This is a genomic window from Lentzea sp. HUAS TT2 (assembly GCF_051853195.1).
In the GTDB taxonomy this organism is placed as follows: Bacteria; Actinomycetota; Actinomycetes; order Mycobacteriales; family Pseudonocardiaceae; genus Lentzea.
On the sequence record NZ_CP196667.1, the window covers coordinates 2,322,496 to 2,339,296 of the forward strand.

Annotated in this window: 19 protein-coding genes; 7 read left to right on the forward strand and 12 right to left on the reverse strand. The window is 69.2% G+C overall.

The genetic code is table 11. The annotated features are described in order from the left end of the window. Positions 1-4: 4 nt before the first annotated feature. The 4 genes from ACSHWB_RS11500 to ACSHWB_RS11515 all read right to left on the reverse strand — a co-directional run bounded on the left by ACSHWB_RS11500 (position 5) and on the right by ACSHWB_RS11515 (position 3,262). Complete coding sequence (locus ACSHWB_RS11500; protein WP_030477953.1) at positions 5-685, reverse strand: response regulator transcription factor; 681 nt, start codon at positions 683-685, stop codon at positions 5-7. After that, complete coding sequence (locus ACSHWB_RS11505) at positions 682-1,854, reverse strand: sensor histidine kinase (RefSeq protein WP_439662029.1); 1,173 nt, start codon at positions 1,852-1,854, stop codon at positions 682-684. Before ACSHWB_RS11505 ends, ACSHWB_RS11500 begins: the two co-directional genes overlap by 4 nt. A 212-nt stretch (positions 1,855-2,066) precedes the next feature. Beyond that, a complete protein-coding gene (locus ACSHWB_RS11510; protein WP_439662030.1) occupies positions 2,067-2,813 on the reverse strand; it encodes a phosphoglyceromutase in 747 nt (248 codons plus the stop codon). 5 nt (positions 2,814-2,818) lie between these two features. Continuing rightward, a complete protein-coding gene (locus ACSHWB_RS11515; protein WP_439662031.1) occupies positions 2,819-3,262 on the reverse strand; it encodes a VOC family protein in 444 nt (147 codons plus the stop codon). Between the two features lie 59 nt (positions 3,263-3,321). Here ACSHWB_RS11515 and ACSHWB_RS11520 point away from each other — a divergent pair, with 59 nt between their 5' ends. Together ACSHWB_RS11520 and ACSHWB_RS11525 are read left to right on the forward strand one after the other, a co-directional pair. Beyond that, a complete protein-coding gene (locus tag ACSHWB_RS11520) occupies positions 3,322-3,954 on the forward strand; it encodes a TetR/AcrR family transcriptional regulator (RefSeq protein ID WP_439662032.1) in 633 nt (210 codons plus the stop codon). 17 nt (positions 3,955-3,971) lie between these two features. After that, on the forward strand, positions 3,972-4,112 hold the full coding sequence (locus ACSHWB_RS11525; RefSeq protein WP_439662033.1) for a hypothetical protein: 141 nt from the start codon (positions 3,972-3,974) through the stop codon (positions 4,110-4,112). Between the two features lie 48 nt (positions 4,113-4,160). Here ACSHWB_RS11525 and ACSHWB_RS11530 read toward each other — a convergent pair whose 3' ends face one another. The 6 genes from ACSHWB_RS11530 to ACSHWB_RS11555 all read right to left on the reverse strand — a co-directional run bounded on the left by ACSHWB_RS11530 (position 4,161) and on the right by ACSHWB_RS11555 (position 10,721). Then, entirely contained in the window at positions 4,161-5,726 is a 1,566-nt protein-coding gene (locus tag ACSHWB_RS11530) for a 4-coumarate--CoA ligase family protein (protein ID WP_439662034.1), read from the reverse strand. A gap of 409 nt (positions 5,727-6,135) precedes the next feature. Further along, a complete protein-coding gene (locus ACSHWB_RS11535; RefSeq protein ID WP_439662035.1) occupies positions 6,136-6,918 on the reverse strand; it encodes a DUF4349 domain-containing protein in 783 nt (260 codons plus the stop codon). A gap of 135 nt (positions 6,919-7,053) precedes the next feature. Further along, a complete protein-coding gene (locus tag ACSHWB_RS11540) occupies positions 7,054-7,533 on the reverse strand; it encodes a YbjN domain-containing protein (protein ID WP_439662036.1) in 480 nt (159 codons plus the stop codon). Next, positions 7,530-8,777 carry a D-inositol-3-phosphate glycosyltransferase gene (mshA, locus tag ACSHWB_RS11545; protein WP_439662037.1) on the reverse strand — a complete coding sequence of 416 codons (1,248 nt, stop codon included), beginning with the start codon at positions 8,775-8,777 and terminating at the stop codon, positions 7,530-7,532. The genes ACSHWB_RS11540 and mshA overlap by 4 nt, the downstream gene beginning before the upstream one ends. Next, positions 8,774-9,538 (reverse strand): alpha/beta fold hydrolase, encoded by a 765-nt coding sequence (locus tag ACSHWB_RS11550; protein ID WP_439662038.1) that lies wholly within the window; start codon positions 9,536-9,538, stop codon positions 8,774-8,776. Before ACSHWB_RS11550 ends, mshA begins: the two co-directional genes overlap by 4 nt. A 43-nt stretch (positions 9,539-9,581) precedes the next feature. Beyond that, positions 9,582-10,721 carry a L,D-transpeptidase gene (locus ACSHWB_RS11555; RefSeq protein ID WP_439662039.1) on the reverse strand — a complete coding sequence of 380 codons (1,140 nt, stop codon included), beginning with the start codon at positions 10,719-10,721 and terminating at the stop codon, positions 9,582-9,584. Between the two features lie 92 nt (positions 10,722-10,813). Between ACSHWB_RS11555 and ACSHWB_RS11560 the strand changes: the two genes are divergently transcribed. Beyond that, positions 10,814-11,545 (forward strand): SDR family oxidoreductase, encoded by a 732-nt coding sequence (locus ACSHWB_RS11560; protein WP_439662040.1) that lies wholly within the window; start codon positions 10,814-10,816, stop codon positions 11,543-11,545. On the opposite strand, the gene ACSHWB_RS11565 is transcribed toward ACSHWB_RS11560, so the two are convergent. Both ACSHWB_RS11565 and ACSHWB_RS11570 read right to left on the reverse strand, forming a co-directional pair. Continuing rightward, entirely contained in the window at positions 11,499-12,512 is a 1,014-nt protein-coding gene (locus ACSHWB_RS11565; RefSeq protein ID WP_439662041.1) for a hypothetical protein, read from the reverse strand. The two genes, ACSHWB_RS11560 and ACSHWB_RS11565, sit on opposite strands and share 47 nt — an antisense overlap. Positions 12,513-12,606: 94 nt before the next feature. Beyond that, complete coding sequence (locus tag ACSHWB_RS11570; RefSeq protein ID WP_439662042.1) at positions 12,607-13,707, reverse strand: UDP-N-acetylmuramate dehydrogenase; 1,101 nt, start codon at positions 13,705-13,707, stop codon at positions 12,607-12,609. Between ACSHWB_RS11570 and ACSHWB_RS11575 the strand changes: the two genes are divergently transcribed. The 4 genes from ACSHWB_RS11575 (at position 13,706) to purU (ending at position 16,769) form a co-directional block, all read left to right on the forward strand. After that, the gene (locus tag ACSHWB_RS11575; RefSeq protein ID WP_439662043.1) at positions 13,706-14,194 is read left to right on the forward strand and encodes a DUF2505 domain-containing protein; all 489 of its coding nucleotides are present in this window, start codon (positions 13,706-13,708) and stop codon (positions 14,192-14,194) included. The genes ACSHWB_RS11570 and ACSHWB_RS11575 overlap by 2 nt on opposite strands. Continuing rightward, positions 14,173-14,979: a class I SAM-dependent methyltransferase gene (locus ACSHWB_RS11580; RefSeq protein ID WP_439662044.1), complete on the forward strand. Its 807-nt coding sequence runs from the start codon at positions 14,173-14,175 to the stop codon at positions 14,977-14,979. Before ACSHWB_RS11575 ends, ACSHWB_RS11580 begins: the two co-directional genes overlap by 22 nt. A gap of 175 nt (positions 14,980-15,154) precedes the next feature. Further along, positions 15,155-15,880: a maleylpyruvate isomerase family mycothiol-dependent enzyme gene (locus ACSHWB_RS11585; protein WP_439662045.1), complete on the forward strand. Its 726-nt coding sequence runs from the start codon at positions 15,155-15,157 to the stop codon at positions 15,878-15,880. A gap of 13 nt (positions 15,881-15,893) precedes the next feature. After that, on the forward strand, positions 15,894-16,769 hold the full coding sequence (gene purU / locus ACSHWB_RS11590) for a formyltetrahydrofolate deformylase (RefSeq protein ID WP_439662046.1): 876 nt from the start codon (positions 15,894-15,896) through the stop codon (positions 16,767-16,769). The last annotated feature ends 32 nt before the right edge of the window (positions 16,770-16,801 follow it).

The window sequence follows — 16,801 nt, forward strand, 5'->3', positions numbered from 1 at the left end:
TCCGTCAGGACTCGAACTTGTAACCCAGACCCCTGACCGTCACCAGGTGGCGCGGGGCCGACGGGTCGGGTTCGATCTTCGAACGGAGCCGCTTGACGTGCACGTCCAGCGTCTTCGTGTCGCCCACGTAGTCCGCTCCCCACACGCGGTCGATCAGCTGTCCCCTGGTCAGGACGCGGCCGACGTTGCGCAGCAGGTACTCCAGGAGGTCGAACTCCTTGAGCGGCAGGCTGATGTCCTGGCCGGCGACGGTGACGACGTGGCGTTCCACGTCCATCCGCACCGGACCGGCCTCGAGGATCTGCGGGAGCAGGTCCTCGGACTCGCCGCCGCGGCGCAGCACCGCGCGGATGCGGGCGATGAGCTCCCGCGCCGAGTACGGCTTGGTGACGTAGTCGTCGGCGCCGAGCTCGAGCCCCACGACCTTGTCGATCTCGCTGTCGCGGGCCGTCACCATGATCACGGGGACGGCGGAGCGCTGACGCAGCTGCTTGCACACGTCCGTGCCGCTCATGCCGGGCAGCATCAGGTCGAGCAGCACGATGTCGGCACCGTTGCGGTCGAACTCCTCGAGCGCCTCCTGGCCGGTGGCGGCGAGGGCCGCGGTGAACCCTTCCTTGCGCAGCAGGAAGGCGAGCGGATCGGCGAAGGACTCCTCGTCCTCCACGATGAGCACCCTGGTCACAGCTCTCCTCCAGTGTCACCCGCGCCGGTGGGGACGAGGGTCGGGTTGGGTTCGGTCGCCGCGGCCGGAAGCCGCAGCGTGAAGGTGGATCCCGTTCCTGGCAGGCTCCAGAGCTTCACCTCGCCGCCGTGGTTGGCGGCGACGTGCTTGACGATCGCGAGCCCGAGACCGGTGCCTCCGGTGGCGCGCGAACGGGCCTTGTCGACGCGGTAGAACCGCTCGAAGACCCTGATCTGCTGGTCCTCGGCGATGCCGATGCCGCGGTCGGTCACCGCGATCTCGACGTGTCCGTCGACCAGCCTGCGGCTCACGCTGACCGGACTGCCGGGAGGCGAGTACGCGACAGCGTTGTCCAGGAGGTTCGTCAGCGCCGTGACCAGCAACGACCGGTCGCCGGGCACGACGAACCCGCTCGGTTCGTCGACGTTGATCGAGATGTTGACCGACTCGGCGGCGAGCTTGGACCGCGAGAGCGCCTCGTTGATCACGACGTCGATCTCGGTGTCGGACAGCTCCGGCAGCTTCTCCGCGCCCTGCAGGCGGGAGAGCGCGATCAGCTCGGTGACGAGCGTGCCGAGGCGGGTGGCCTCCTGCATGATCTTCGCGCTGAACCGGCGGACCTCGTCCTGGTCGTCACTCGCGTCCAGCACGGCCTCCGCGAGCAGCGCCAGCGCGCCGACGGGGGTCTTGAGCTCGTGGCTGACGTTCGCCACGAAGTCGCGCCGGGTCTTCTCCAGCCGCACCGACTCCGACTCGTCCGTGGCGTCCACGACCGTGAAGTCCTCGATGAGCAGCCTGACCTCGGCGTGCACCGCCTCCGGCTGCCGTCCGGTCCGATAGCCGTCCAGCGGCGAGAGGTCGACGTACACGACCTCGTTGCTGTTGCGGACACCCTCCGCGGCCTTGCGGGCCCGGTCGTCCACGCGGTTGTTGCGGACGATGCCGAGGTCCTCGGCGCGGGGGTTGTGCAGCACGACGTCACCGAAGTGGTTCAGCACCACGATGCCGTCGTGGGAGTCGTGCACGATCTGCTGGATCAGGTCGGCGACCGTGAGGCCTTCCGGCTTCTTCGGGTGCTTCGGAGCGGTGAACCGGCCGATGAGGAAAGCGGCGATCACGCCGATGAGCGCGAGGCCGATCGACACAGCGAGATAACCCGTTGTGGTCACAAGGCGAATGGTAAGCAGCCCAGAGGTGTCTTGGCCTAGTGCGGAAGCGTGAACCGTGACACCCGCGACACCTCAATGGACGGTTGTTCCGTCGCTGGTCAGGCGCCGTTCACCCAACCGTGACTCTACCCGTGGTCGCTGCTTCGCAGACGACGGCGAGTTCGTCGGAAAAGGCGCACCCGGAGACCGGATGCGCCTTTCTCGAAATGTGGTCAGCGACCCTGGTTCGCCACCGCCGCGATGGCGTCCTTGGCGGCGTCCGGGTCGAGGTACTCGCCGCCCGGCTTGATCGGCTTCAGGTCCTCGTCGAGGTCGTAGCGCAGCGGGATGCCGGTCGGGATGTTGAGCCCCGCGATGGCCTCGTCCGAGATGCCGTCGAGGTGCTTCACGAGGGCGCGCAGCGAGTTGCCGTGCGCGGCCACGAGGACCGTCTTGCCGGTGCGCAGGTCCGGCACGATCGCCTCGTCCCAGTACGGGAGCATGCGCTTCACCACGTCGAGCAGGCACTCGGTCAGCGGCAGGTCGGGGCCGAGGCCCGCGTAGCGCGGGTCGGTGTCCTGGCTGAACTCGCTGCCGGGCTCGATGGGCGGCGGGGGCGTGTCGTAGGAGCGGCGCCAGAGCATGAACTGCTCCTCGCCGAACTCCTCCAGCGTCTGCTTCTTGTTCTTGCCCTGCAACGCGCCGTAGTGGCGCTCGTTGAGGCGCCAGTCGCGCTTGACCGGGATCCAGTGCCGGTCGGCGGCGTCGAGCGCGAGGTTCGCGGTCATGATCGCGCGGCGCATCAGGCTCGTGTGCAGGATCTCCGGCAGGACACCCGCGTCGCGCAGCAGCTGGCCACCGCGGCGGGCCTCCTTCTCACCCTTCTCCGACAGGGGAACGTCCACCCAGCCGGTGAAGAGGTTCTCCGCGTTCCACGTGCTCTCGCCGTGGCGGAGCAGGATCAAAGTTCCGACAGACATGGCGGCTAGCCTGCCATGCCGACCCTCCTTCCGTACCCGGGCAGGTCACCGTGATCCACGCCATGGGACTCGTCGGTGTAGACGTGGATCTCCAGCCCGTCGGGGTCGTTGAAGACCAGCAGCCAGCCGATGCTCGCCTCGATCTCCGGCGAGTGCGGGATCTGCAGCTCGTCGAGGAGCGCGATCCAGTCCTCGAGGTCCTGTCTGGTCTCCACGGCCCAGTTGACCGGGTCGAACCCCGCGATGGCCCGTGCCTTCTCGGGGTTCAGCCGCAGGCTCAGGCCGGCCGCCCCGTCGCTCACCGAGCCCGCGACACCCCGCACGACCCCGTCCGCGTCCTCGAACTCCCACTCGACCCGGAAGCCGAAGACCCGGCCGTACCAGTCGATGCTCCTGGCGAGGTCGGTCACCGGGATCTTCACGCCTCTGATACCTCTGAGCTGCGCCATCGCGGGTTCCTCCATTTGAGTGCAGACTTGATGCAACGAATACAGATAGGCTGCGCTCGATGAATGAGGAAGTCAAGCGTTCGTACAGCTCACCGCTGCGGGAGCAGGCGGCGGCCCAGACGCGCCTGCTGGTGCGCGAGGCGGGCCATCGGCTGTTCGTGCGGGACGGGTTCGTGGCGACGTCGATCAGGAGGATCGCGGCCGAGGCGGGCGTGTCCGAGCGGACCGTCTACACGCACTACCGGAACAAGGTCGAGATCTTCCAGGACGCCCTGAACGTGGCCATCGCGGGCGACGAGGAACCGGTCGCGATGCGGGACCGGCCGGAGTTCGCCGGCGTGCTCGCTGCGCCGTCCGCCCGTGAGCTGATCGCCGAGATGGTGGGGCGCAACGGGGTGGCGCAGGAGCGCGCGGGTGCGTTGATCATGGCCGGGATCGAGTCGTCCGGTGCCGACGCGGACATGCGACGGATCTCGGACGAGGGTGAGCACGCGATGCGCGCCAACTGCCTGGCGCTGGCGGAGGCGCTGGTGGCCACCGGGGAGGTGCGGGCGGAGCTCGACGCCGCAGAGGTGGCGGACGTGCTGGTGACGATGTTGTCACCGCACGTGCACCAGGTCCTGGGCTGGCCGGCCGACCGCTACCAGGCTTGGCTGACGACCACCCTGCAGGCGACACTGCTGGACAGCTGACAAGGGAGGAGCGCGGCATGAGCGAGTGCGGCACGCGCATCCTCGTCGTCGCGAAAGCTCCGCAGCTTCTCGACAACCTGCTGCTCGCGCCTCTTCTTCAAAAAGCTCGGAGCAATTCCGGCTGCAGCGGAAATGGCCGAGCAGTCTATTCCGGCTGAAGCGGAAACGCGGCGCGACGACCCCTGGGAGCCGCCGCGCCGCGCTGATCAGGCCTGTTCGCGGGCCCTGAGGTCCTTGCGCAGGATCTTGCCCGCGGCCGACTTCGGGATCGCCTCGATGAACTCCACCTGGCGCACCTTCTTGTGCGGCGCCACGTGCGAGGCCACGAACGCCATCACGGCGTCGCCCTCGATCGACGACCCCGCCTGGCGCACCACGAACGCCTTCGGGACCTCCTCGCCGTCCGCGTCGCGCACGCCGATGACCGCCGCGTCGGCGATCTCCTCGTGCGTGAGCAGCACGGCCTCGAGCTCGGCCGGCGGGACCTGGTAGCCCTTGTACTTGATGAGCTCCTTGACGCGGTCGACGATCGAGACGATGCCGTCCGCGTCGATCACGGCCACGTCGCCGGTGTGCAGCCAGCCGTCGTCGTCGATGGTGGCGGCGGTGGCCTCGGGGTTGTTGAGGTAGCCCTTCATGATGTTCGGGCCCTTGCACCACAGCTCGCCGCGCTCGCCCACGCCGACGTCCTCGCCGGTGGCCGGGTCGACCAGGCGGCACTCGAGGTTCGGGATGATCACGCCGACCGTGCCGACCGAGATGTCGTCGCGGCCGTCCGGGATGGCGTGGCTGACGGGCGACATCTCCGTCATGCCGTAGCCCTGGACGACTCGGCAGCCGATGCGCTTGCGGACCGCGGCGGCGAGGTCCTCGTCCAGCGGGGCCGCGCCGGAGAACAGCGTGTGCAACGGCGACAGGTCGTAGTTGTCGACGATCGGGTGCTTCGCGAGCGCCACGGCCACCGGTGGCGCGATGTACACGCGGTCGGTCTTGTGCTCGGCGATCACGCGGAGGAACTCCGGCAGTTCGAACTTCGGCAGTGTCACGACGACACCGCCGATGTACAGGCCGTTGTTCATCAGGACCTGCATGCCGTAGATGTGGAAGAACGGCAGCACGGCGAGGATCCGGGTGTTCTCGCCCACGTCGGACAGGATCGGGCCGCACTGCACGAGGTTCGCGACCAGGTTGCGGTGCGTCAGCATCACGCCCTTGGGCAGCGCGGTCGTGCCGGACGAGTACGGCAGCACCGCGAGGTCCTCGGACGGGTTGATCGTCACCTCGGGCACCGGGTGCGAGTTCGCCAGCAGCTCCGGCAGCGACGGGTAGCCCTCTGCGCCGTCCAGGACGACGACGTCGGTCACGCCGGCCTTCGCGGCGCCGGGAGCGGCGTTCGGGAGCAGCACCGAGACCGTGAACAGCATCTTCGCGCCCGCGTCGTGCAGCTGGTGCGCAACCTCGTCGGGCGTGTAGAGCGCGTTGATCGTGGTGGCCGTGGCGCCCGCGCGCAGGATGCCGTGGAACACGACGGCGTAGTACGGCGTGTTCGGGCTGAGGATGCCGACGACATCACCTTTGCCAATACCTCGCGCGGCCAGTGCGGCGGCCATGCGGTCGATGGCCCCGGCCAACTGTCCGTAGGTCATCGTGGCGCCGGACATGCCGTCGATCAGCGCAACCCGGTCCACCCGGTCGGCGATGTCGCCGAACAACAGCTGGTGCAGCGACACATCGGGGATCTCGACATCGGGGTACGGACTGCGAAAGACCATGCGGCGACCTCATTCACTCGCTGTACAGCGCTGTACACCCAGCCTGTTGGCTCATCGTGATCCAGGCCACTGGGCTGGTCAAGGACTGCTCGATCGCTACAGATACGTTACTTCGCGCGGCTAAATACACTCGAATGGAGTAATACAAGCACTTGTGATCGCAAGGATGTATCTGAGAAGTTGATACCGCCTCCGCGAGTCGGCTCCCACGCTTACTCGACGAGCGCGAGGCACCGAGCGCGGTTCGTCATCCCCCGTCGAATCGCGTGGCCCGCTTGGGATCCGCAGGCTCCCCCCGTCCACGGATCCACAGCAGCGGGGACCTTTGACGCGGGACGGCTCGATGCGACTCCCCCTCTCTCCCGAGCCGTTCCGCGCATAACAAAGGCACACTCTCAGTAGAACTTGATCACGCCGCTTCGTTCATTCGGGTGACACGCCTGCGCTTGCGCAGCAGGTACACCACCAGCGCGGCGGGCACTCCGAGTGCCACCAGGAACGGCAACATCGCGCCGACACCGATCAAGATCACACCCACGACGGAGACCAGCGCGTTCCAGCCGCCGGCCAGAGCGCCGAAGAACCCGACCTTCTCCGGCTCGGGCGCCGCGATCGGCACCGTCGCGACCCGGACGGTCAGCGTCGCCATCGCGACCTGGCCCTTCAACGACGCGCTGCGCCGCTGCATCGACTCCAGATCGGCCTGCCGCTTGGTCAGCTCCTGCTCGACCTGCGCGACCTCGGACGTCGACCCGGCCCGCTCGAACAGCACGCGCAGCCGCTCGACGCTGGCCTTCTGCGTCGCGATCCGCGCTTCGACGTCCACGAGCTGGTCGGTGACGTCGTCGCTGCGCACCTCGCTGCGGGTGACCTCGCCCACACTCGTGAGATCCCGCACGACCTTGTCCAGCTCAGCCGACGGCACCCGCACGGTCACGGACCCGGAGCTCTTGGTCGAGTTCTCCTCGCCCGCGAACCCGCCCACGGCCGCGGCACGGTCCTTGACCTGGCCGATCGCCTTCAACACGTCGTCACTGCGCAGGTCGACGTTCGCCGTGCGCACCAGCTGACGTTCCTGCTGCTGCACCGGCTGCACGCCCTGCGCGGCGGCGTTGTTCTCCTGCTGCGGCGCCTTGTTCTGCTGCGCCGCCTGCGGTGGCGCGGCGGCGTCCTTCGCCGACGTCCCACTCATGTTGCTGCTGCTACCGCACCCCGTGGCAACAAGGGCCAGCAACGCGATTCCCACCCAAACCCCTGGTCTGCGCATGCCCATCGGACGGGCCGGGCAGGGCAGGGGGTTGCCGGGGAAGCCGAAACGAGTTGCCCGCTACTCCGAAACGAGATGTTCGAACGCCTGCAGGTTCGCCAGCGACTCGCCGCGCGACACCCTCCACGCCCACTCCCGCCGGATCGCGTCGGCGAACCCGATCTCGAGCAACGGGTTGAAGTCGCCGTCCGCCGCCTCCAGCACCTGCCCGAGCACCCGGTCCAGCTCATCAGGCGTCACGGCGTGCTTGCCGACCCGTCCGACCAGGTAGATGTCACCCTCGGCGTCGATCGTGTAGTGCACGCCGTACAGCCGTGCGTTGCGCCGCAGCAGGAACCTGTACACGTCCTCGAACGACTGGTCCGGCCGCCGGCACACGAAGGCCTCGACCACCAGCGCGTGCTTCGTCTCGACCAGCCACAGGTTGGTCTGCAGCTTCTTGGTGCCCGGCAGCGTCACGAAGAACTTGCCGGGCTCCTTCCGGTCGTACTTCAGCTCCCGCTCGTCCAGAAAAGCCTTGATGACGCCATCGATGCTCAAGCGAAAACCTCCCGGCGGAACACTTCTCCCGCCTCTTGATACCCCGCCAGCAGGGCATCAGTCGTGCGGTCCCACGAGAAGCGTCGCGCATGCCCCACGGCGTTGCTCGCCAGGTGCTCCCGCTGCGGCAACGCGACCCCGTTGATCGCGGAGGCCCACTCACCGGCCTCGTGCCCGTGCACGAGCACCCCGGACACGCCGTCGTTGACCGCCACCGGCAACCCGCCGACGGCCGCCGCGACCACGGGCGTCCCGCAGGCCTGGGCCTCCAGGGCCACGAGGCCGAACGACTCGTTGTAGCTCGGCACCGCGACCAGGTCCGCTGCCCGGTAGACCTCCGCCAGCGCCGGACCCGGCTGCGGCGGCAGGAACCGCACGACGTCCGTGATCTGCAGCTGAGCGGCCAGCTCCTCCAACGCCTTCGGCCGTTCGGTGCCGCTGCCCGACGGCCCGCCGACGATCAGCACGACGAGCTTCGACCGCAGCCCGGGATCGCGCACGAGCATCTCGGCGGCGGCCCGGATCAGCACGTCAGGGGCCTTCAGCGGCTGGATCCTGCCGACGAACGCCAGCACGATCGCGTCCTGCGGGATGCCGAGCCTCTGCCGCGACGCGCTCTGGTCCCCCGGCGTGAAGCGGTCGAGGTCCACACCGGGCGGCACGACGGCCACCTTGGACGGCTCCGCGTCGTAGAGCTTGATCAGTTCGCCGGCCTCGATGTCGGTGTTCGCCACGAGCCGGTCCGACTCGGCGACGACCTGGTCCTCGCCGATCACCCGCATCTTGGGCTCCGGCGTGTCGCCCTCGGCCAGCGCCAGGTTCTTCACCTTGGCCAGCGTGTGGGCGGTGTGCACCAACGGCACACCCCAGCGTTCGCGGGCGATCCAGCCGACCTGCCCGGACAGCCAGTAGTGGGAGTGGATCGCGTCGTAGTAGCCGGGCTCGTGCCGTGCCTCCGCCCGCAGGACGCCCGCGGAGAACGCGCAGAGCTGACTCGGCAGCTCCTCCTTGCCGAGCCCCTCGAACGGACCGGCGGCGACGTTGCGGACGCGCACACCCGGCGCCAGCTCGACCACCGGCGGCAGTTCGGAGGACGTGGCACGGGTGAAGATCTCCACCTCGACACCGCGCTGGGCCATCCGGGTGGCCGTCTGCACGATGTAGACGTTCATCCCGCCCGCATCACCCGTCCCCGGCTGTTCGAGCGGCGAGGTGTGCACTGAGAGCACCGCTATGCGCCTCATCGGGCGACTCGCAGGAGATCGGCGGCGAACCGCGCGGGCCGCTCCAGGAAGGGCGCGTGCGCGGTCTCGGGGTACAGGCTCAACTCGGCTCCGGGGATCAGGGCGGCGGAGTACTCGGCGGCGGCAGGGGCGACCACCTCGTCTTGAGTCCCGTGCACGACCAGGGTCGGCACGTCGACGGCCTTCAGCACGTCAGCGCTGCCCACATCCCTGCGGAACAGCTCGCCTCGCACTTTATGGCTGACGGAGAGGGCGGCGGCTGTGAGTTCGGCGACCGTCCCCGAGGACAGGGAAGGTGCCATGGCCTCGCAGAACTTCGCCATCACGACGTCGTCGGTGAGCGCACCGGGCAGCGCGTCCCGCATCACCGGCCCGGTCTCGCCTCCTGGGCGACCGCGGCCGATCTCGGTGATCGCGCTCACGAACACCAGCGCGGTGATGCCCGCGGTGCCGTGGAAGCGGAGGTGGTCGGCGATGACGAGCCCGCCGTAGGACCACCCGACGACGGTCGCGGGCCCAGTGTGGTCGAGCACGGCCTTCAGGTCCGCGGCCCACTGAGAGGAGTCGCGGTAGTCGCCGAAGTCGTCGGATTCGCCGTGTCCTCGCAGGTCGACGGCGTAGGTGTGGAAGTCGGGCAGGTCCCAGACCGCACCCGTCTGCGCCCAGCCGTGGATCAGCACCACGGGCGGCGCGCCGGCCGGACCTGATTCACGTACGGCCAGTCGTCCCCCGCCGGCCGCCGTCACGTGTGTCAGATGCACACAAGTACGAACGACCTGGTCGGGGGACGCATTCCCGCCGGTCCTACTTGATGGCGGACTTGCCCTTCCACTGGTCCCACGAGAGCTGCCAGTCGTACCAGTCGAACTGGGCGGGCAGCGTCGTGATCGAGCCGGTCACCTCGACCGGGTCACCGACCAGCGCCGAGTCGTAGTACGCCTTCGCGTCGGCTTCCAGCAGGTTCGCGCAGCCGTGCGAGGTGTTGTTGTTGCCGATGTTGGCCGCGTTGTCGTTGTTCTCGTGGATGAACTCGCCGTGGTTCGAGAACCGGACGGCCCACTTCTTCACGACGTTGGTGTAGCCGTAGCGCGGGTTGTCGAACGAGAACGTGTCGTTCTTCGACATGACCACGAACGTGCCGTTCGGCGTCGTGAGCTCGGGGTCGGCGTCCTTGCCGAACGACGCCGGGTAGTCCGCGACCTGCGCTCCGTCCCGGAACACCTTGAGCCGGTGCGTCGGGTTGTCGATCTTCACGACCTGGTTGCGGCCGATGGTGAAGTCGCTGGTCACGTCGGCCTTGCCGAACGCGCCGCCGCCGTAGTTGACGCCGTAGAGCTTGGCCTCGACCTTCACCGTGGTGTTCGCGGGCCAGTACTGCTGGGGCCGGTAGTGCACCTCCTGGGCGCTGAGCCAGGCCCACGAGCCCTGGACGTTCGCCGAGTTGGTGACCTTGAGGGCCTTCTCGACGGTGGCCTTGTCCTCGACCGGCGCCTCGAACTTGACCATGATCGGCGCGGCGACGCCGACCGTCTGGTTGTCGGAGGGCCAGAGCGTCGCGCGGGTCTGCGAACCGGGCGCGACGGTGGTGAACGAGCCCTTGAGCTCGACGGGCTTGCCGTCGGAGCCGACGGCCTTGCCCTCGAAGCTGTACGTCTTGCCGTAGCCCAGCGGCTCGGCCGTCGTCCAGCCCGACTTGTCCTCGGTGAGGGTGCCCTTGACGGCGGCGCCCTCCGGTGACTTCAGCGCCACGGACTCGATCTTGCCGTCCACCACTGTGACCTGGACCGGGGTCGTGACCTGCACGTCCTTGGTTCCGTCGACCGGGGACAGGGTCACCTTGGCGGACGGCAGCGAGCTGTCAGCCTTGGGTGTGCCCGCCTCGACACTCGAGCAGCCGGTCAGCAGCGTCAGTCCGGCGACCAGCGCGACAAGTGTTCTCTTCACGGTTTCGACCTCCCACCATGGTGGACGTCCAGAACCCCATCAGGGTGTGAGTGATGTCAGTCACACCCCGTTCTCCACCTACGATCGAAGTCGTGAATCGACCTGTCGCAGTTGTGACCGGAGCAAGCGCGGGCATCGGCGAGGCCACCGCGCGGCGGCTCGCCGCCGAGGGCTTCCACGTCGTGCTCGGCGCACGTCGCCTGGAACTTCTCCACGTTATCGCGAAGGAGATCGACGGGACGGCCATCGAGCTGGACGTCACCGACGAGGCCTCCGTCGCCGCCTTCGCGGACCGGGTACCCCAGGCGAACGTCCTCGTGAACAACGCGGGTGGCGCGCGCGGGCTCTCGACCGTCGCCGAGGGCGTCGCGGACGAGTGGCGCTGGATGTGGGAGGCGAACGTCCTGGGCACCCTGCTGGTGACCAAGGCGTTCATCCCGAAGCTGATCGAGTCCGGGGACGGGCACATCGTGTCCGTGACGTCCATCGCGGCGTACGAGGCCTACGACAACGGCTCCGGGTACACGAGCGCCAAGCACGCCCAGTCGGCGCTGCACCGCACGCTGCGGGGCGAGCTGCTGGGCCAGCCGGTGCGGATCACCGAGATCCAGCCGGGCATGGTCGAGACGGACTTCTCGGCGAACCGGTTCGCCGGCGACACCGAGCGCGCGGCCAAGGTCTACCAGGGCATCACGCCGCTGGTCGCGGACGACGTGGCGGACGTGATCGCGTTCGCCGTCACCCGGCCCTCGCACGTGAACCTGGACACCATCGTGCTCAAGCCGCGGGCCCAGGCCTCCGCGACTCGGGCACACCGGGAGTGAGCAGGTCCACGTCCAGCTGACGCAGTACGGGCTCGATGGGGTTCGCGAATCCCGTCGAGCCCGATCCGGCGACGTACAGGCCGACGACGAAGTTGTCCGCGTCGACCAGCACGGCGCCGCTGTCCCCGTGGTCGCCGAAGCGTTCGGACGAGTGCACGCGGATCTGGTCGCGCAGGGTCCGGAAGCCGATCCCGTCGCCGAAGTCGAGCCGCAGCGTCGAGTCCGTCGACTCGATCACGCCGTAGGTGAGTTCGGTGGTGCGGCCGCGTTTGCGCACGGTCGAGCCGATCCTGGCCGTGGCGCTGCCCATGATCGCGCCGACGTCGAGCACCTCCGCGCGGAACGGCCTGGCGCCCATCCGCAGCCCCGCCGCGGAGACCGCCCCCGCGAGCGCGGCCCTGTCCAGCACGGCGACCTGGTCCGCGCCGGGCACCCCGCCGTCCACTCTGGACGGATGCACGAACTCGTCGCCCACCGACCACGAGTCGTCGACACACCCGACGTGGAAAGTGGTGAGCCCCAACACCTTGCGGGGCTCGCCCCGGGTGATCACGAACGCCCCGAGCGTGCCCGCGATCACGTACTCGCCGGCCCGCTCGACCTCGGGCGGCACGACCCTGAACGACCTGGCCGGGCCGACGCCGATCCCTCCGCGCAGCACCGGATGCCGTTCCGCCGCAACGGGTTGCTCGCCGGCGGCCCTGCTGATCCTGGCGCGGTGCAGCACGATCGACTCGGCGACCACATCAGTCAGTACTCCGCGAACCTCCGCCGGGATCTGCTGCGGGTGGTCAGGTCCCTTGGCACACACGTAGACGACGATCGCGGCCTTGCCCGTCGGGCGGCCGCGGGTGACCTTCTCGCCGATGTCGACACCGATCACGCCCGGCCGGGACAGGAACTCGTCCTCCACCATGCGCTTGACCGGCCTGATGACCTCACGCGCGTTCTCGTCGAGGTAGCTCACGGCGACCCCCGTTCCAGCGGTCCTACCTCAATGAAACACGGGAAGTAGCGGTTCGTCACACGGAGTCACCCAGACGGACTTACAACCGACGGACTTACAACTGAACGCCTACGAAGACCGGTTCCGGGTGCAGTTCCACGCCGAACGCCGCCCGCACGCCGTCGCGCACCTCGCGCGCCAGGTCGAGCAGGTCCTCGGTCGAGGCGCCGCCGCGGTTGGTCAGGGCCAGCGTGTGCTTGCCGGACAACGACACCCGGCCGCCGGGACCCTGGTGGCCCTTGCGGAACCCGGCGCGTTCGATCAGCCACGCGGCCGAGAGCTTCTTCTGGCCGTGGCCGGCCGGGTAGCTCGGCACGTCGACGTCGGCGCCGAGGCGTTCGGCGATGCGGATCAGCACGCCGTTGAACGTCGAGTCGTCGATGATCGGGTTGGTGAAGAACGAGCCCGCGCTCCACGTGTCGTGGTCGGTGGCGTCGAGCACCATGCCCTTGCCGCGCCGCAGTTCGAGCACGGCCTTGCGCGCCTCGTCGGCCGGTACGCGATCACCTTGCGCCACACCGAGAACGCGCGCCAGCTCGCCGTAGCGGATCGGCGCGGACATGCCCCCGGACGTCAGCGAGAACCTGGTGCGCAGCACGACCGCGTTGTCCGTGCCCTTGAGCACGCTGGTGCGGTAGTCGAGGCCCAGCTTGGCTGCGGGCACCTGGTGCACCTTGCCGCTGCGGCGGTCCAGCAGATCCACCGACTGCAGCACCTGGGAGATCTCGACGCCGTACGCGCCGACGTTCTGCACGGGCGTGGCGCCGTTGAGGCCGGGGATGCCCGACAGGCACTCGAGCCCGCCGAGGCCCTGCGCGACCGCCTCGGCGACGACCGCGTCCCACTCCTCGCCGGCCTCGACGGTGAACTGGACGATGCCGCCGCCCAGCGGGTCGAGCCGGAAGCCCTTGGTGGCGACGTGCACGACCGTGCCGTCGAAGCCGCCGTCGGAGATCACGAGGTTGGAGCCGCCACCGAGCACGAGGACCTTCTCGTCGGCGGCCGCGTCGGCTGTTCGCACGGCTTCGACCAGCTCAGCGGCGGTCGTGGCGTGGACGAACCGCGCGGCCGGGCCACCGAGTCGGAGCGTGGTGCGCTCGGCCAGAGGTACGGACTGCGTGGTGGTCACAGACGTCAACGGTAGCCTCCGCGACATGGCACGCCGCATCGAGCACCACACCACGTCACCCCATTCGGCGGAGAAGGTCTACGGCGCGATGGTCGACGAGACCTATCTGCGCGACCGGCTGGCGGCCATCGGTGGCCCCGGTGCCGAGCTCATGACGTTCTCCAGCACCGATGAGCGGACGTCGTACCAGCTCAAGCAGGGTGTGCCCGCGGAGCACGTGCCGTCGGCGGTCAAGGCGGTGCTCGGTGGCGACCTGGTGATCCAGCGCACGGAGACCTGGGCCGCCGGCGCGGGCACGGTCGAGGTGGCGGTGGGCGGCGTGCCCGGCCGGCTCGACGGCTCGTTCACCGTCCTGGACAACGGATCGGGCACGAAGCTCACCCTCTCGGGGGAGGTCAAGGTCAGCATCCCTTTCGTCGGCGGCAAGATCGAGAAGCTGATCGCGGAGCAGGTCGCGGTGCTGCTCGACAAGGAGAGCGAGTTCACCTCCCAATGGCTCGCAAACCGCGGCTAGCGGCCGGCAGGGCCCGCGCGCTCGGCGTTCCGACCCGCGGCACGACCAACCCGAACCGCCTGCGCCGGGTCGACCGGTGGATGACCGGCACGCTGTCCGGTTTTCTCGCCGGCGCGGCCGATCCGCTCGTGGTCGACCTCGGCTACGGCGCGACACCGATCACGACCGTGGAGATGGCGTCCCGGCTGCGTTCGGTGCGGCCGGACGTGCGCGTGCTCGGGCTGGAGATCGACGCGGACCGGGTCGAGGCGGGCAAGGCAGTCGCCTCACCACCGTTCCTGGACTTCCGGCGCGGCGGCTTCGAGCTGGCCGGTGCGCGGCCGGTGTTGTTGCGCGCCTTCAACGTGCTGCGCCAGTACACCGAGGAGCAGGCGTTCGAGGCGTGGGACACGATGCTCGGCCGCATGGCTCCCGGCGGGTTGATCGTCGAGGGCACCTGCGACGAGATCGGCCGCCGGTGCACGTGGGTGACGCTGTCGGCGGACGGGCCGTTGCGGTTCACGCTGGCCTGCAAGCCGTCCGGCATCGACGTGCCCTCCGACCTGGCCGAACGGCTGCCCAAGGCGTTGATCCACAAGAACGTGCCCGGTGAGCGCGTGCACGCGCTGCTGGCCGAGCTGGACGCCTGCTGGGCCACCGCCGCGCCGTTCGCCCCGTTCGGGCCTCGGGCGCGGTGGGTGGAGTCGGCTCGGCTGCTGGCCGAGCGGGGCTGGCCCGTGCTGGACGACCGGCGGCGGTGGCGGCTCGGCGAAATCACGCTCGAATGGGCGGCCGTCGCACCCTAGTGCTGTGACCGCTGGCCTTCGCCCCGTATTTCGACGGTCAGACGGGTGCATCGCGGTGCCGACCCCGCGTCCTCGTACTGGTTGTACGGGGGCGCGGGGTCGGCACCGCGAGGTGCCCTGCTGAGCGCCGAAATACGCGGTGGAGGTCGGCGGTCACAGCACTAAGGTGGATCGCGTGGACTTCGTCGCGCAGATCGAGACCCAGGCTTCGTTGTTGCGTTCGGCCGCTGTGAAAGCCGGTCCGGACGCCCCGGTGCCCACCTGTCCTGAGTGGACGGTGCGGAAACTGGTGCGGCACATGGCCGAGGTCCACACGTGGGCCGCGCAGGCCGTCGTCACCGATCCCGAGGCGGGCCGGCCGGAGTGGCCCAAGGCCCCGCAGGACTGGGACGAGGCGCTTGCCTGGTGGGACAACGGTCTGTCGACCCTCGTCACGCGCCTGCGCGACACTCCCGGCGACCGTCCGGCGTGGACGTTCCAGGGCCCCTCGCACGCGGGGTTCTGGGCGCGCAGGCAGGCGCACGAGACGTCGATCCACCGCCTGGACGCGGAGCTCGCGACCGGTCACGAGCTGCCGTCGCTGGTCTTCGACTCGGAGTTCGCCGCGGACGGCATCGACGAGATGCTCACGATCATGATGCCCCGCCAGCTGGTGCTGGGCAGGGTGATCGAGGCGACCGGCCGGGTGCTCGTGCACGCCGCCGACGCGGGCCGCACGTGGGAGGTCTGGCTCGCGCCCGGTGAGCCGCTGGTCGTGACCGGGGTGCTGGACTCGGCAGTGGACGCCGACGTCACCCTCGCGGGTACGGCCGACGCGGTGTACCGCGCGCTGTGGGGCCGTCCGAGCCACGCGATCGTGACCGGAGACGAGTCGCTGTTGGCGGGTCTGCCCAGGCCGTGAATACTTCTGCGGCGTGTCATCGCCTGAACGCCGCTATGTGATCACCTTCGGCTGCCCCGACCGCACCGGCATCATCGCGAGGATCTCGTCGTTCCTCGCGGAGCACGGCGGCTGGATCGTCGAGGCCGCCTACCACACGGACCCGGAGACGGGCTGGTTCTTCACGCGCCAGGAGGTCCGCGCGGACTCCCTGCCGTTCGGCGTGGACGAGCTGCGCACCCGGTTCACCGAGGTGGCCGCCGCCCTGGGCGCGCAGTCGACGTGGACGGTCACCGACACGGGCTCCCGCAAGCGCGTGGTCATTCTCGTGTCGAAGGAAGGCCACTGCCTCTACGACCTGCTGGCGCGCGTCGCGACCGGCGAGCTCGACGTCGAGGTGTCCGCCGTCATCGGCAACCACCCGGAGCTCGGCGACATCACGCGCGCGCACGGCATCCCGTTCCACCACGTGCCGTTCCCGTCGAACGACCCCATGGGCAAGCAGGCGGCGTTCGCCGAACTCCGTCAGCTCGTGGAGAAGCACGACCCGCACGCCGTGGTGCTGGCCCGCTTCATGCAGATCCTGCCGCCCGAGATCTGCGCGGCCTGGACCGGCCGCACGATCAACATCCACCACAGCTTCCTGCCGTCGTTCATCGGCGCGCGCCCCTACCACCAGGCGCACCGGCGCGGTGTGAAGCTCGTGGGCGCCACCTGCCACTACGTGACGGCGGACCTGGACGCCGGGCCGATCATCGAGCAGGACGTGATGCGAGTGCACCACGGGGACTCGGTGGCGGACATGGTGCGCAAGGGGCGGGACATCGAGAAGGTCGTGCTGGCGCGCGGGTTGCGGTGGCACCTGGAAGACCGCGTGCTGGTGCACGGCAACCAGACGGTGATCTTCTAGAAGACACCCGCGCTGTGTTTTGAACGAGTAGG